This is a genomic window from Paralimibaculum aggregatum, from assembly GCF_030270585.1.
Taxonomy (GTDB): Bacteria; Pseudomonadota; Alphaproteobacteria; order Rhodobacterales; family Rhodobacteraceae; genus Thermohalobaculum; species Thermohalobaculum aggregatum.
Genome location: NZ_BSYI01000012.1, coordinates 108,762 through 122,943, shown reverse-complemented (window position 1 = coordinate 122,943; position 14,182 = coordinate 108,762). Strand labels below are relative to the sequence as shown.

Sequence of the window (14,182 nt, the reverse complement as noted above, 5' to 3'; positions counted from 1 at the left end):
CTCGCACGGCGCGCGCGTGCAGGCAAGCGGGCCGAGGTCGCGGGGGGCGGCGCCTCAGCCCTGCAGCTTCTTCACCCAGGCGATGATCTCGTTCAGCGTCTTCGCCTGCGCATTATGCGCGTCGACGAACTTCTTCTCCTGCGCGTTGTGCAGGTCAAGGAAGCGCTTGTGTTCCTTTGCGATCCAATCGGTCTGCTTCTTCTCCCATTCATGTTCCCGCTTGCGCGCGTCTTCGATGTTCTTCTTCAGCGCGTCGAGATCCTTCTTCAGCGCGTTGATCTTGCGCTCGCAATGCTGCGCGAGCTTCAGCGCCTTGTCCGCATTGTCGCCCATGGCCCCGGTCTCCGCTGCCCGGCCCGCCAGCTGCGGGCGCGCCGCAAGCCTACCAGAACGTCAGCCCGCGCGAAAATTCCGGGCCGGCGGTGAACCGGGGCGGCGCCGCCCGGCACTCAGGGGCATGCAGGGACGCGCGGAGCCGCCGCCGCCCCGGACAGCCGACAGGAGGGCCAATGGCCGACGATCTCAACAGCGCCGCGACCGACATCGAGTCGAAGGTGAAGAAGTTCATCAAGGTTCTGACCGGGCTCTGCGAGGAGCTGCACATCCAGAGCCTGCAGTACAAGCGCGCGGTGGAGGCCAAGGGCGGCCGCCTGCCGAAGAAGTGGGCGCCGTTCCCGGAGCGGGTCTCGTTCTCGATCTCGCGCAACAAGCGCTCGCTGGTGCGCACCCCGGCCGAGCAGGCCGCGGCGGTCTCGCGCGGCGGCTCCTGGGTCTGCTGGGGCGGGCACATGTCCGACAAGGCGCGGCACGTGATCCTGCGGGTCGACGGCACCTCGTATTACGGCGCGCGCAAGGCCTTCGGCTACAGGGAGAACCTCGAGGACTTCAAGCGCGCCTGGGTGGCGGCGATGAAGGCGGCGGGGCTGGTCAACCACCGGGGCAAGCTCGGCTGGGGCGATGGCGACGAGTTCCATCTCGAGCTGCCGAACTCGAAGATCTCGCGGCGCAGCGCCAAGGCCCGCGCCTGCATGGACGAGTATGTCCGGCTGACCCGCGAGAAGGCCAAGCCGAAGAACGACCGCTTCGAGACCAAGTACAAGAAGCTGATCGAGGCGGCGGCGAAGCGGGTCGGCGTCACCCTCTGATGCCGCCGGGCCTGCCCCCTGCCGGCCGGTGCGGGCGGGCCTGCGCCGCGCCGTGCCGGCCCCGCGCTCAGCGGGTGCCGTGATGCGCGGCGATGCGGCCGATCAGCGGGGCATGGCCCTCCGGCACCGGCGCCGCCCCGGTGATCCAGTAGTAGATGTCCCAGTCCGGCTCCTCGAGCAGCGCCTCGTAGGCCGCCAGCTCGCCGCGGTCGAGCGCCGCGCCATGGGCATCCCACCAGCCGCCGAGCAGCAGGTCCATCTCGCGGAAGCCGCGGCGCCAGGAGCGCATGCGCAGGCGCTTGAGCCGGATCTCGGGCGTCTCCGGGGCATGCGGGCTGTTGGCGATCTCGGTCATCGGCGGTCTCCTTCTGCCCTGCCAATGTGCCCGCCCTGCCGCCGCTGTCCATGGCGCGCAGGGCCGCAGCGCGCCTGCGGTCCCGCGGGCGAAGGGGGGCGCGCGGGCCGGGCCGGGCGCAGCGGCCGCAGGGTGGGCGGGGCCCGCGGGACCGCAGGCGCGCTGCGGCCCGCCTATCCGCGCGGCAGCGCCACCAGCCAGGCCGCGCCGATCACCCCGGCGCTGTCGCCGAGCGCCGCCGGCAGCACCCGGACCGCCGGAGCGTCGGAAAAGACATGGGGTTTCAGCGCCGCCTCGAGCCGCCCGGCGAGCCCCGGCAGCTGGCTCACCCCGCCGCCGAGCACGATCACCTCCGGGTCGAGGATGTTCACCACCGGGCCGAAGCTGCGGGCCAGCCGGTCGAGATGCCGCGCAAGGCTCGCCGCCGCCCCGGCATCCCCCGCCCGCGCCGCCGCCGCGATCGCCGCGGCGCTCAGCCGCACCCCCGTGGTCGCGGCATGGTCGCGCGCGAGGCCGGGGCCGGAGACCCAGGTCTCGACGCAGCCGCGCCGCCCGCAATAGCAGCCCGGCCCCGGCCGCTCGTCGTCCCGCGGAGCCGGCAGCGGCATGTGGCCCCATTCCCCGGCGATGCCCGAGGCGCCGCCGAGCAGCCGCCCGCCGATCACCACGCCGCCGCCGGTGCCGGTGCCGAGGATCGCGCCGAAGACCGGGTCCGCCCCCTGCCCCGCCCCGGCCCGCGCCTCGGCCAGCGCGAAGCAGTTGGCGTCGTTCTCCAGCCGCACCGGGCGGCCGAGCGCCGCGGCGAGATCCGCCGCCAGCGGACGGCCGTTCAGGCAGGTGGTGTTGGCATTGCGCATCAGCCCGGTGGCGGGGCTTGGCGAGCCGGGCACGCCGAGCCCGACGCCGAGCGCCGGGCCGAGCTCCGCCTCGGCGCCGGCCACCAGCGCGGCGATCGTGCGGATCACCGCGGCATAGTCGGCGGCGCTGCTGCCCCCGGGCGAGGGCACCCGGCGGCGCAGCACGGCGCCGCCCGATTCGTCCAGCGCCGCGATCTCGATCTTGGTGCCGCCGAGATCGACGCCGAGGCGCCAGCGCCCCGCCGCGGCGCCCCCGGTCATCGTGCCGCCCCCGGGCCCAGGCCCCGGCCTCAGGCTTCCGGCATCGCCAGCAGGCGGAGGCGCTTCTCGAGCCGGGCCAGCCGGTCGATCACCTGGTTTTGCAGGAGACGCAGGTCGCGGATCTCCGAGAGCGCCTCGGCGAGCTCCAGCGGGCTCTCGTCGTTCGCCACCTCGGCCGTGGGCGCGCCGGCGCCGGCGCCGGTCAGCAGCCAGACCATCGAGACGTTGAGGATGCCGGCGACCATCTGCAGCTTGTTGGCGCGCGGTTCGGAGCGGTCGTTCTCCCAGTTGCGCACGGTCTGCACCCGCAGGCCGAGCCGGCGCGCAAGCTGCGCCTGGCTGAGGCCCTGCTGTTCCCGCGCCAGCGCCAGCCGGTCTCCCAGCGTCGCCGCGCTCTCGCTGAAGTCGTCCATTCGGTCTCCTCCGGTTATCGGTCCCTTCGGTGGTGTGCACCATAGGGCACCGGGATCATATGCGCCACCCGACCACCTGAGGCACCGTTCCGACACGCCCGCGGATGCGCCGGGGCGCTCCGGTGGACGCGCTGCAGCATGGATGCTAGATGCCATGGGTCCGGGAGCAGGGGAGCGCCGCCATGCAGGGCCGCAGGATCGTCCTCTACGAGCTGAACGAGGTGCCCTGGCGCATCCTCGACCACTTCGCGCGGCGCGACCCGCAGAGCCCGCTCGGCCGCCTCGCCGCCCGCGCCCGGCGCTACGAGACCACCGCCGAGGACAGCGGCCATCTCTCGCCCTGGGTGACCTGGCCGACGCTGCACCGCGGAGTCACCAATCTCGACCACGAGATCAGCCATTTCGGCCAGGACCTCGGCGCGGTGAACCGCGAGTTCCCGCCGCTCTGGGAGCTGGCCGCGCGGGCCGGCATCCGCACCGGGGTGTTCGGCAGCCTGCACAGCTATCCGCCGCCGGCGAGCCTCGACGGCTATGCCTTCCACGTGCCCGACACCTTCGCCGCCGGGCCGGAATGCTTCCCGAAGAGCCTCGAGACCTTCCAGCGCTTCAACCTCGCCATGGTCGACCAGGCCGGGCGCGATGTCGGCCGCGGCATCGCCCTCGGCGAGGCGGCGCGGTTCCTCGCGCGGGCGCCGGGGCTCGGCCTGCGCGGCCGCACCGTGGCGAAGCTCGCCGGCCAGGTGCTGGCGGAGCGGGTGAATCCGCAGCGCGCCGTGCGCCGGCGCACCTCGCAGATGCAGATCGCCTTCGACTTCTTCGCCCATGCGCTGGAGCGCGAGCGGCCGCAGCTGGCGATGTTCTTCACCAACCACGTGGCGAGCTCGATGCATCGCTACTGGCCGGCGCTGTTTCCGGAGGACTACGAGAGCCTCGCCTATGATGCCGACTGGCTGCAGACCTGGGGCGGCGAGATCCCCTTCACCATCGCCGAGGCCAACCACCAGCTCGGCCGCCTGATGCGCTTCGTCGAGGCCAATCCGGACCATGCGCTGATCGTCGCCTCCAGCATGGGCCAGGCCGCCGTGGAGGGCCGCGAGAAGGACGAGCGCGAGCTCACGCTGAAATCGCATGCCCGGCTCGCCGCGGCGCTCGGGCTGGCGCCCGGCGAGTGGTCGAAGGAGCGGGCGATGGCGCCGCAGTTCGTCTTCCGCCTGGTGCCGGGCGCGGTCGAGCGCTTCGTGCAGGGCGCCTCGACGCTCACCGTGAACGGCCGGCCGCAGAAGGTGACGCGGCTCGACGGCGACCGGGTCTGCATCGATATCGGCGTGGTCAATCTCGAGGACGACGCGATCGCGGTGACGCTGAAGGGCGAGGCGGTCGATCACCGGGCGATCGGGCTGGTCAACCTCTCGCTGCAGGACGCCGCCGGGGCCAATGCCTATCACATCCCCGAGGGGATCCTGCTGGTCTACGAGCCGGGGGCCGGGCCGGCCGGGGCCGGCGACGGGACGACGCGGGCGCTCTCGACCACCGAGGTGGCGCCGGCGATCCTGGCGAATTTCGGGCTGGCGCGGCCGGGCTACATGGCCGCCGCCGGGGCGCTCTGACGCGTTCGGCGGCTCGGCGCCGGACGGCGTTGCAGGGGCGGACGGCCCTTCAGGGGCGGACGGGCCGCCGGGGGCATCGAGCCCCCGCCGGCCCGCGCGGCGGGCTGCGCCCCGCCGCGGGGCACCCGGTGCCGGCGGCGATCTCCGATATCGGGCGGGCAGCCTGCGGCGCGGCGGATCGGGCCCGGCGACGCGCATCGCCCGCCCGCCGGGGCGGAGCGCGCTTAGCGGCCGCCCGTCGGCCGGGCGCGGCGGAACCAGCTCTGCCGCAGCTTCCAGTACCATCCGCGCGGCATGTAGGTCAGCCGCGCGTTCGGCAGGTCGAAGCGCCGGGTGACCGGGGCGAGGCAGCGTGCGGTGTAGAGGTTCATGGCGTGTTTCCAATCCTTCCTGGCCTGAATGGCGTGACGGGGTCGTGGCTCCGCCCCGCTTCGTGACAGTCATATGACAGTTCGGCGACGGAATCGAGACGCTTTTCGGACAACCTGTCCGGACAAGTCGGCGACCACCCCGTGGCGGCGGCCGGTCCGCCGGCAAAAAATCCTGCGAATCGGGCCGGGCGGGAATTGCCGGCGGTCGCGGCGGGGCGTATTCCCGGGGGGACGCAGCACCCCGGAGATGCAGATGGCCTTCCTGTCCGACACCCTCGCCCGCGTGAAACCCTCGCCGACCATCGCCGTGAGCGCCAAGGCGCGCGACCTCAAGGCCGAGGGCCGCGACATCATCAGCCTCGGCGCCGGAGAGCCGGATTTCGACACCCCCGACAACATCAAGGAGGCAGCGATCCGCGCCATCCGCGAGGGCCGGACGAAATACACCAACCCGGACGGCATCCCCGAGCTGAAGGCGGCGGTCGCGGCGAAGTTCAAGCGCGAGAACGGGCTCGACTACGCGCCCGAGCAGGTCTCGGTGGGTACCGGCGGCAAGCAGGTGCTCTACAACGCCTTGATGGCGACGCTGAACCCCGGCGACGAGGTGCTGATCCCGGCGCCCTACTGGGTCAGCTATCCGGACATGGTGCTGCTCGGCGGCGGCACCCCGAAGATCATCGAGACGACCCTGGAGAGCGCCTTCAAGGTGACCCCGGACGCGCTCGAGGCGGCGATCGGGCCGAAGACCAAGTGGCTGATCTTCAACAGCCCCTCCAACCCCTCCGGCGCCGGCTATGGCCATGACGAGCTGAAGGCGCTCACCGACGTGCTGCTGCGCCACCCGCATGTCTGGGTGATGACCGACGACATGTACGAGCACATCGCCTATGAGGGCTTCGACTTCGTCACCCCGGCGCAGGTCGAGCCCGGGCTGATCGAGCGGACGCTGACGGTGAACGGCGTCTCCAAGGCCTATGCGATGACCGGCTGGCGGATCGGCTATGCCGCGGGGCCGGTGGAACTGATCGGCGCGATGCGCAAGATCCAGAGCCAGTCGACCTCCAACCCCTCGTCGATCAGCCAGTGGGCGGCGGTGGAGGCGCTGACCGGCCCGCAGGACTTCCTGAAGGAGCGGGCCACGGCCTTCCAGCGCCGGCGCGACCTCGTGGTGTCGATGCTGAACCAGGCGAACGGGCTGACCTGCCCGGTGCCGGAGGGGGCGTTCTATGTCTACCCCTCGATCAAGGGCTGCATCGGCAAGCAGGCTCCCTCGGGTCGGGTGATCGAGAACGACGAGGTGTTCTGCACCGAGCTGCTCGAGGCCGAGGGCGTGGCGGCGGTCTTCGGTGCGGCCTTCGGGACCAGCCCGAACTTCCGGGTCAGCTACGCGACCTCGGATGCGGCGCTCGAGGATGCCTGCCAGCGGATCCAGCGCTTCTGCGGGGCGCTGCGCTGACCGGGCGCATGGCCTGAAAGAAGGCGGCTCCGCGGGGCATCGAGCCCCCGCGGAGCCGCGCGCCGCCCGGGGGGCGCCGCGGGCGCCCGGTTGCCGGCGCCGGCACCTCGGGCCCGAGGCGCCACGGATCGCGCTGCCGCGGCCCGCCACCTCCGGGTGGGCGGGCGGGGGAGGTGGTGGGCCGCCGCGCGGCGGAAGCCGCGCCAACAAGGGGAATGCCTCCGCAGGAGGCGCCGGCAGGCAAGCCCGGCAGCAGACCGACGGGAGAGAGACATGACTGGCAAGATCGAGGCACACCTGGCCGAACGGGGCATCGTGCTGCCGGAACCGACGGCGCCGGTGGCGAACTATGTGCCCTATGTCGAGATCGGCGGGCTGCTGCATGTCTCGGGCCAGATCTCGCTCGGCGCGGACGGGCCGATCCGCGGCCAGCTCTCCGCTGCCGATCACGTCGACGGCCCGGCGCCGGAGGGCTCGGCGCTGGCGCTTGGCATCGCGGCGGCGCGGCGCTGCGGGCTCTCGCTGATCGCCCAGGCGAAGGCCGCCACCGGCGATCTCGACCGCATCGGCCGGGTCGTCAAGCTCACCGGCTTCGTCAACTCCGCGGCCGATTTCACCCAGCAGCCGCAGGTGATCAACGGCGCCTCGGACCTGATGGTCGAGGTGTTCGGCGACCGGGGCCGCCATGCCCGCGCCGCGGTCGGGGTCTCGGCGCTGCCGCTCGGGGTGATGGTGGAGATCGAGGCGATCTTCGCGCTGGATTGATCCGCCGGTCCCGCCCGGCGCTCGACAGCGCGCGTGCCATCGCCTAGGGTCCGCCGCGGAACGCAGCATCGCAGACGCAGCATCGGAGGCGGACAGATGGCGCAGCGCTGGATGATCGTGGCGGCGGCACTCCTGCTCGGGGCCTGCGCCGGCGACAGGGGCGACCGCCCCGCCCCGCAGCCGATCGCCAGCACCGGCGACGGCATCGTGCAGTATGACGGCTACACCGCCGCGCTGGCCCGCGACGGCGAGACCGTGGCCCAGCTCGCCGGCCGGATCGGTGTCTCGGCCTCGGCGCTGGCCGCCTATAACGGGCTGACCCCGGGGCACAGCCTGCGCGACGGCGACGAGCTGGTGATCCCGCCCGCCGGCTGACCTGCCGGGGCCCGGCCCTCAGGCGATCGGGCGCTCAGGCGCTGCCGATCAGGATCCCCGCGGCGAAGACCAGCGCGCCGCCCAGCACCACCTGCATCGCGGCGCGCCAGAACGGCGTCTCCATGTAGCGGTTCTGGATCCAGGCGATCGCCCAGAGCTCGGCCATCACGACGATCATCGCGATCACGGTGGCGGTCCAGAAATCCGGGATCAGATAGGGCATCGCGTGGCCGAGCCCGCCGACGGTGGTCATGATCCCGCAGGCCAGCCCCCGTTTCACCGGCGAGCCGCGGCCCGAGATCTGCCCGTCGTCGGAGACCGCCTCGGTGAAGCCCATGGAGATCCCCGCCCCCACCGAGGCGGCGAGGCCGACGACGAAGGTCGTCCAGGTGTCCATGGTGGCGAAGGCGGTGGCGAAGATCGGCGCCAGCGTCGAGACCGAGCCGTCCATCAGCCCGGCGAGCCCCGGCTGTACATAGGTCAGCACGAAGGTGCGGTGCGCCGAGCGGTCTTCCGACTCGCGCGCCTCCGCGGTGAGATGGCGCTCGGCGAGCTTGCCCGCGAGCCGCTCGTGCCCGGCCTCGGCCTGCGCCAGGTCGCCGAGCAGCCGGCGCGTGTCGGCATCCTCCACCGCCTGCGCGGCGGCGAGGTAGAAGTGATGGGCGTCGTGCTCCATCTTCGCCGCCTCGTCGCGGATCCGCTCGAGGCCGAGATTCTCCACCAGCCAGACCGGGCGGCGGCCATAGAAGCCGGCGACATGCTCGCGGCGGATCAGCGGAATGCGCTCGCCGAAGCGGGCCTTGTGGCGCTCGATCAGGCGCTGGCGGTGGCGATCCTCCTCCGCCGCCATGTCGTCGAACATCTCCGCGGTCTGCGGAAACTCGCCGCGCAGCCGGTCGGCATAGCTGCGATAGATCGCGGCGTCGTCCTCTTCCGCCGAGATCGCGAGGGCGAGGATCTGCTGCTCGGACAGATCGGCGAAGCGGCGGCGGCCGGCGAGGAGGGAGAGCATCGGCAGGCTCCTTCTCTTAGAACGCTTCTAAGTAAAGGGCCGCGCGCCCGGAAGGCAAGCCGGCGCCGTCGGACGCGATGTCTCAGCCGCCCGGGGGTGCCCGGGGCGCGCGCCGCCGCCGCTCAGCCGCCGATCCAGCCCGCCGCGCGCTGGCGCCGGTGCGCCTCGAGCGCGTTCTGCATCAGCTTGGCCACCGTCACCGGGCCGACGCCGCCGGGCACCGGGGTGACCCAGCTGGCGACCTCGCGCACCGCCTCGGTGTCGGCATCGCCGACGATGCGCACCGAGCCGTCCGGCGCCGTCACCTGGTTGATGCCGATATCGATCACCGCCGCGCCGGGGCGCACCATCTCGGCCCTGAGGAAGCCCGGGATGCCGACCGCCACCAGCACCGCATCGGCCCGCCGCGAATGCACCGCCACCGAGCGGGTCATGTGGTGGCACACCGTCACCGTCGCGCCCTCGGCCATCAGCATGAAGGCGGCCGGCTTGCCGACGATCTCCGAGTGCCCGATCATCACCACCTCGAGCCCCTTCATCGGCAGGCCGGTCTCGCGGATCAGCTCCACCGAGGCGGCCGCGGTGCAGGGCGCCAGCGCGGTGTCGTTGTAGACGATGTTGCCGATCGAGGCCGGGTTCATCCCCTCGACATCCTTCAGCGGGTGCACCGCGCCCTGCAGCGAGCGCACGTTGAGATGCGCCGGCACCGGCCGCTGCAGGATGACGCCGAGCACGGAGGGATCGTCGTTCATCGCGGCGATGCGCGCCTTGGCCGCCTCCGGGCTGATATCGGCGGGCCAGAACTGCCGGTCGAAGGGCAGGCCGGCGCGCTCGGCGGCGCGGGCCTGGCCGCGGATATAGACGGCGATCTCCGGGATCTCGCCGATCGAGATCGAGACCAGCCGGCCGAGCGGGGCGCCGGCGGAGAGCGCCTCGACCTCCGCCTTCACCTGCGCCAGCAGCCGTGCCTGCACCTTCCGCCCGTCGAGATACCGGTGATCCGCGATCGCATCCATCTGCGCCTCCCTGCCTGGTCCGGCTGTGGAGGGAAGCGGATCGCCCCGGCCCCGGCTGTCACGCCCGCGACGGATCGGACCGGTTTCGCGGCGGCGCAGCATCGGGCTGGCAGCGGGCGCGCCTCACCCGGCACACCGCCCGCCCCGCGCATGGTCGCTGGTGCCGAGCGCCCGGCGCCCTGCCCGCCCGGGCCGGGTCAGCCCGCGTAGCCGCCCATGGCGCAGATCAGGCGCCATTCCTCCTCGGAGACCGGCACCACCGAGAGCCGCGACTGGCGCACCAGCGCGAATTCCGAGAGCCGCGGCTCGGCCTTGATCTCGGCCAGGCTCACCGGCTCGGGCATCGGCGCGACGGCGCGGATGTCGACGCATTCCCAGCGCGCGTCTTCGGTGGTGCTGTCGGGATGGATCTCCCGGCAGACCTCGACGATGCCGACAATGCGCTTCTCGTTCACCGAGTGATAGAAGAAGCCGCGGTCGCCGAGCGCCATCTCGCGCATGTTGTTGCGCGCCTGGTAGTTGCGCACCCCGTCCCATTCCTCGCCATCGGCGCCGCGGGCCACCTGGTCGTCCCAGCTCCAGGTGTTGGGCTCCGATTTGAACAGCCAGTAGCGCATCTCGTCTCCTCTTCGCTTGGAAGCCCGGTCCGGGGCCGGCATGCCGGGCTCAGAGACCGAGCGCCGCGGCGGCGGCCCCGGCAACCCGCTCCGGCCCCTGGCCCGCCGGGATCATGGTCCAGTCCGCCGGCGCGTCCAGCCCGGCGAGCTGGCGTTCGAGCACCGCGGGCGTCGCGTCGGAGGCATCGGGGCCGCGCCCGCGGATACGGCCGGCCAGCGTCTCGCCCGGCGCCGCGAGCCAGAGCCCCTGGAAGCCGGCGCCCGCCGCCGCCGCCAGCGCCGCGGCTCGGGCGCGCTCCCCGGGGTCGAGATGGGTCGCGTCCAGCACCACCGGCATGGCCCCGCCGAGCGCCATGCGGGCCCGCGCCAGCATCGCCGCATAGACCTCCGCCGAGGCTGCCGGGGCATAGGCTTCCGGCGGCAGCGCCTCGGTCTCGGCGACCCCGCGCAGCCCCTTGCGGATCGCGTCCGAACGCAGCACCACGGCGCCCATCCGGTCGGCCAGCGCGCGGGCCAGCGTCGACTTGCCCGAGCCGGAGGGCCCGCCCACCGCCACCAGCCGCGGCGCCGGGGCGGGCCCGAGCCGGGCCAGCGCCAGCCCGGCATAGGCCCGCGCCTCCGCCGCATCGCCGCCGAGCGCACCGGTCTTGGCCCGGATCGCCGCCCGGGTCGCCTCGTAGAGCGGCAGCAGCGCCAGCCCGCCATAGGCGGTCTCCGGCTCCGGCCCGGGCGCCGCCGCCAGCGCCTCCGCCCAGGCGTTCAGCGCCGCCGGCACCAGCCGTGAGAGACCGCGGCGGTGCAGGTCCATGGTCAGGAAGGCAAGGTCATAGAGCGGGTCGATCCGGCTGAGCGCGTCGTTGAACTCGATGCAGTCGAACGGCGCCGGCCGGCCCTGCCAGAGCACGATGTTGCGCAGGTGCAGATCGCCGTGGCAGCGCCGGCAGCGGCGCCCCGCCGCGGTCTCCGCGAGGCGCTGCGCGGCCGCCGCCATGGCGCCGGTGAGGCGGGCGGTCAGCGCCTCCCCCAGCGTCCCGGAGAGCGCCGCCAGCGCCGCGGTCTCGGCCCCGACCAGCGCCGGCAGGTCCACCGGCGCGCCGGGCTCGGCCGCCTTGTGCATCGCCGCCACCGCGGCGCCGGTCCCGGCCATCAGCGCGCGGCTCAGCCGGCCCTCGTCGGCCATCCGGTCGAACAGCGCTTCGGCAGGGAAGCGGCGCATCGCCACCAGCGGCTCGGCCGCCGCCGGCACCGGGCTGCCGGGCCGGATCAGGCGCAGCCCCTCCGGCCCCTCCGACACGCCGCCGAGGCCGAGATAGAGCCCCGGCGCGGTCGCCTCGTTCCAGGCGATCTCGCGCTCGGCCATGATCCGCCGCCGGGCGCGGGAGGCATAGTCGAGCCAGCCATAGTCCACCGGGCGGCGCAGCTTCCAGACCCGCGCCCCGGCGAGATGCACCCGCGCGGTATGGGTCTCGATCACCTCGGCCGGCCCGTCGTCGGCGAGCCCCGGCCCGGCGAGGAACGCCGCGACACGGTCCCAGTCCGGCCCGGTCTCCGACATCGCCCCGCGCCCCCCGCGACCCGCCGCCCGCGGCTCAGCCGATGACCCGGTTCCAGGCCCGGATCTCGACGCTCTCGAACAGCCCGGCCGTGGCATAGGGATCGGCGGCGCACCAGGCCTCGACCTCGGCGCGGTCCGCTGCCTCCATCACCAGCAGCGAGCCGCACATCTGGCCGTCGGCGTCGAGGAACGGCCCGGCCTGCGAGATCCGCCCCCCGGTCGAGCGGATATGCGCCAGATGCGCGTCGCGATTGGCCTTGCGGGTCTCGATCGCGCCCGGCTTGTCGATGCAGATGATGGCATAGAGCATGTGCTGTCCCTCCCTGTCGCGCCCTATGGGCCACAGCCGCCGGCGCCATGCAAGCCCGGAGGCGCGGCCCGGCGCCCGGCAACGCCCGCCGCATGCCGAACGGCCGGGGCGGGGCGCCGGCGCGGCCATGCGGGCGGGCACCGCACGCCGGCGGCGGCGCAGCCGCAGCCCCGCGATCGCCCCGATCGCGGATGGCCGCGCCCCCCTCAGCCGGCCAGCGCCAGCTCCAGCGCCGCCGCGCAGTGGATCGCCACCGTGTCGAAGACCGGCACCGGCACATTGCCCGCGTCCAGCAGCATCCCGACCTCGGTGCAGCCGAGGATCAGGCTGTCCGCCCCCGCCGCCGCCAGCCGGGCGGCGATGGCCTCGAAGGCGGCGCGGCTCCGCGCGCTGACCACCTCGCGGCAGAGCTCCTCGTAGATGATCCGGTGGGTCTCGGCCCGGTCGGCCGCATCCGGCAGCACCGGCGCGAGCCCGGCCGCGCGCAGCCGCCCGGTGTAGAACTCCTGCTCCATGGTGAAGGCGGTGGCCATCAGCCCCGGCGCCGAGAGCCCCCCGGCGCGGATCGCGGCGGCGGTGGCGTCGGCGATATGGACGAGCGGCACCCCGACCCCCTGCATCATCGGCCCGGCGAGCTTGTGCATGGTGTTGGTGGCGAGCAGCAGGAGCCCCGCGCCGGCGCGCTCCAGCGCCTTCGCCTCGGCGTTGAGCAGCGCGCCGGCGCGGTCCCAGTCCCCGGCCGCCTGCAGGTCGGCCACCGGCGCGAAATCCAGCGAGCGGATCAGCAGTTCCGGCGAGTGCAGCCCGCCGAGCCGCTCCCGGGTCAGCCGGCAGAGCTCGGCATAGTAGATCTGCGTCGAGGCCGCCGACATGCCGCCGAGAATCCCGATGGTGCGCATGCTCGCCCGCCCGCTCATGCCTTCGCGCCCTTCTTGCCGGAGCCGATCAGCGGCGCCGCCGCGGCATCCAGCGGCCAGCGCGGGCGCGGGCGCGCCGGCGCGTCCGCTAGCCCCGCGGCGAGCCGCTCGATCCCGGCCCAGGCGATCATCGCGCCGTTGTCGGTGCAGAGCTTCAGCGGCGGCGCCACCAGCGCCAGCCCCGCCTCCGCCGCGACCCGCTCGAGCCCGGCGCGCAGCTCGCTGTTGGCCGCGACGCCGCCGGCCACCGCCAGCGCCGAGGGCCGCGCCCCCATCGCCGCCACCGCGCGCGCCGTCTTGGCCGCGAGGATCTCCGCCGCCGCCGCCTGGAAACCGGCACAGAGATCGGCGATGTCGCGCCGCCAGAGCCCGCCCTGCGCCTCGGCCAGCCGCATCACCGCGCGGGCCACCGCGGTCTTGAGCCCGGAGAACGACATGTCGCAGCCCGGCCGGTCGAGCAGCGGCCGCGGAAAGGCGAAGCGCGCCGGATCGCCCTTTGCCGCCCAGCGCTCCACCTCCGGCCCGCCGGGGAAGCCGAGGCCGAGCAGCTTGGCCACCTTGTCGAAGGCCTCGCCCGGGGCGTCGTCGATGGTGCCGCCGAGCCGGCGATAGCGGCCGAGCCCCTGCACCGCCAGCAGCTGGCAATGCCCGCCGGAGACCAGCAGCAGGAGATAGGGAAAGGCCACCGCATCGGTCAGCCGCGGGGTCAGCGCATGGCCCTCGAGATGGTTGACCGCGACCAGCGGCAGCCCGGCGCCGCGCGAGAACCCCTCGGCCGCCATCACGCCGGAGATCACCCCGCCGATCAGCCCCGGCCCGGCGGTCACCGCCACCGCGTCGAGATCCGCCGCGCCGAGCCCGGCCCCGGCCAGCGCGCGGGCGATCGCGGTGTCGGCGCGCTCGGCATGGGCGCGGGCGGCGATCTCCGGCACCACGCCGCCGAAGGCGCCGTGCAGCTCGGCCTGGCCGTGCACCCAGTTGGACAGCACCGCGCCCCTCGCGCCGGGGCGCCCGCGCACCACCGCCGCAGCGGTCTCGTCGCAGCTGGTCTCGAGCCCCAGCACCGTCAGCGTGCCGTCCATCACCCTCTCCCCGGCGCGGGGCGCATGATTGCGCCGACCGTCCGCGGCACTTAGTAAGGACAACCGGC

At 73.8% G+C, this 14,182-nt stretch carries 17 protein-coding genes; 5 read left to right on the top strand and 12 right to left on the bottom strand.

Annotation, left to right across the window (positions count from 1 at the left end):
• Positions 1 to 54 precede the first annotated feature (54 nt).
• Positions 55 to 333 carry a hypothetical protein gene (locus tag QSJ97_RS09545; RefSeq protein ID WP_285671513.1) on the bottom strand — a complete coding sequence of 93 codons (279 nt, stop codon included), beginning with the start codon at positions 331 to 333 and terminating at the stop codon, positions 55 to 57.
• A 176-nt stretch (positions 334 to 509) separates the two neighbouring features.
• Between QSJ97_RS09545 and QSJ97_RS09540 the strand changes: the two genes are divergently transcribed.
• Positions 510 to 1,145, top strand: a complete 636-nt coding sequence (locus tag QSJ97_RS09540) for a hypothetical protein (RefSeq protein ID WP_285671512.1) — start codon at positions 510 to 512, stop codon at positions 1,143 to 1,145.
• 67 nt (positions 1,146 to 1,212) lie between these two features.
• Here the strand turns inward: QSJ97_RS09540 and QSJ97_RS09535 are convergent, their stop codons facing one another.
• The 3 genes from QSJ97_RS09535 to QSJ97_RS09525 form a co-directional block, all read right to left on the bottom strand.
• Positions 1,213 to 1,500 carry a succinate dehydrogenase assembly factor 2 gene (locus QSJ97_RS09535; RefSeq protein ID WP_285671511.1) on the bottom strand — a complete coding sequence of 96 codons (288 nt, stop codon included), beginning with the start codon at positions 1,498 to 1,500 and terminating at the stop codon, positions 1,213 to 1,215.
• A 173-nt stretch (positions 1,501 to 1,673) separates the two neighbouring features.
• Positions 1,674 to 2,618 (bottom strand): ROK family protein, encoded by a 945-nt coding sequence (locus tag QSJ97_RS09530; RefSeq protein WP_285671510.1) that lies wholly within the window; start codon positions 2,616 to 2,618, stop codon positions 1,674 to 1,676.
• A 29-nt stretch (positions 2,619 to 2,647) separates the two neighbouring features.
• Positions 2,648 to 3,031 (bottom strand): helix-turn-helix domain-containing protein, encoded by a 384-nt coding sequence (locus QSJ97_RS09525; RefSeq protein WP_285671509.1) that lies wholly within the window; start codon positions 3,029 to 3,031, stop codon positions 2,648 to 2,650.
• Positions 3,032 to 3,213: 182 nt separating this feature from the next.
• Between QSJ97_RS09525 and QSJ97_RS09520 the strand changes: the two genes are divergently transcribed.
• Positions 3,214 to 4,638, top strand: coding sequence for a hypothetical protein (locus QSJ97_RS09520; protein WP_285671508.1), 1,425 nt, complete (start codon positions 3,214 to 3,216; stop codon positions 4,636 to 4,638).
• A 224-nt stretch (positions 4,639 to 4,862) separates the two neighbouring features.
• Here QSJ97_RS09520 and QSJ97_RS09515 read toward each other — a convergent pair whose 3' ends face one another.
• Complete coding sequence (locus QSJ97_RS09515; RefSeq protein WP_285671507.1) at positions 4,863 to 5,009, bottom strand: hypothetical protein; 147 nt, start codon at positions 5,007 to 5,009, stop codon at positions 4,863 to 4,865.
• A gap of 253 nt (positions 5,010 to 5,262) precedes the next feature.
• On the opposite strand from QSJ97_RS09515, the gene QSJ97_RS09510 reads away from it, so the two are divergent.
• The 3 genes from QSJ97_RS09510 (at position 5,263) to QSJ97_RS09500 (ending at position 7,605) form a co-directional block, all read left to right on the top strand.
• Positions 5,263 to 6,465 carry a pyridoxal phosphate-dependent aminotransferase gene (locus QSJ97_RS09510; protein ID WP_285671506.1) on the top strand — a complete coding sequence of 401 codons (1,203 nt, stop codon included), beginning with the start codon at positions 5,263 to 5,265 and terminating at the stop codon, positions 6,463 to 6,465.
• Positions 6,466 to 6,738: 273 nt separating this feature from the next.
• Positions 6,739 to 7,230 (top strand): RidA family protein, encoded by a 492-nt coding sequence (locus tag QSJ97_RS09505; protein ID WP_285671505.1) that lies wholly within the window; start codon positions 6,739 to 6,741, stop codon positions 7,228 to 7,230.
• A 96-nt stretch (positions 7,231 to 7,326) separates the two neighbouring features.
• The gene (locus tag QSJ97_RS09500) at positions 7,327 to 7,605 is read left to right on the top strand and encodes a LysM peptidoglycan-binding domain-containing protein (protein ID WP_285671504.1); all 279 of its coding nucleotides are present in this window, start codon (positions 7,327 to 7,329) and stop codon (positions 7,603 to 7,605) included.
• A gap of 34 nt (positions 7,606 to 7,639) precedes the next feature.
• Here the strand turns inward: QSJ97_RS09500 and mbfA are convergent, their stop codons facing one another.
• The 7 genes from mbfA to tsaD form a co-directional block, all read right to left on the bottom strand.
• On the bottom strand, positions 7,640 to 8,617 hold the full coding sequence (mbfA, locus tag QSJ97_RS09495; protein WP_285671503.1) for an iron exporter MbfA: 978 nt from the start codon (positions 8,615 to 8,617) through the stop codon (positions 7,640 to 7,642).
• A 122-nt stretch (positions 8,618 to 8,739) separates the two neighbouring features.
• A complete protein-coding gene (locus QSJ97_RS09490; protein WP_285671502.1) occupies positions 8,740 to 9,633 on the bottom strand; it encodes a bifunctional 5,10-methylenetetrahydrofolate dehydrogenase/5,10-methenyltetrahydrofolate cyclohydrolase in 894 nt (297 codons plus the stop codon).
• 197 nt (positions 9,634 to 9,830) lie between these two features.
• The gene (locus QSJ97_RS09485) at positions 9,831 to 10,250 is read right to left on the bottom strand and encodes an EVE domain-containing protein (protein WP_285671501.1); all 420 of its coding nucleotides are present in this window, start codon (positions 10,248 to 10,250) and stop codon (positions 9,831 to 9,833) included.
• A gap of 49 nt (positions 10,251 to 10,299) precedes the next feature.
• Entirely contained in the window at positions 10,300 to 11,805 is a 1,506-nt protein-coding gene (locus QSJ97_RS09480) for a bifunctional aminoglycoside phosphotransferase/ATP-binding protein (RefSeq protein WP_285671499.1), read from the bottom strand.
• 34 nt (positions 11,806 to 11,839) lie between these two features.
• Positions 11,840 to 12,115 carry a YciI family protein gene (locus QSJ97_RS09475; RefSeq protein ID WP_285671498.1) on the bottom strand — a complete coding sequence of 92 codons (276 nt, stop codon included), beginning with the start codon at positions 12,113 to 12,115 and terminating at the stop codon, positions 11,840 to 11,842.
• Positions 12,116 to 12,321: 206 nt separating this feature from the next.
• A complete protein-coding gene (locus QSJ97_RS09470; protein ID WP_285671497.1) occupies positions 12,322 to 13,032 on the bottom strand; it encodes an aspartate/glutamate racemase family protein in 711 nt (236 codons plus the stop codon).
• On the bottom strand, positions 13,029 to 14,114 hold the full coding sequence (gene tsaD, locus QSJ97_RS09465; protein ID WP_285671496.1) for a tRNA (adenosine(37)-N6)-threonylcarbamoyltransferase complex transferase subunit TsaD: 1,086 nt from the start codon (positions 14,112 to 14,114) through the stop codon (positions 13,029 to 13,031). Before tsaD ends, QSJ97_RS09470 begins: the two co-directional genes overlap by 4 nt.
• Between the last annotated feature and the right edge of the window lie 68 nt (positions 14,115 to 14,182).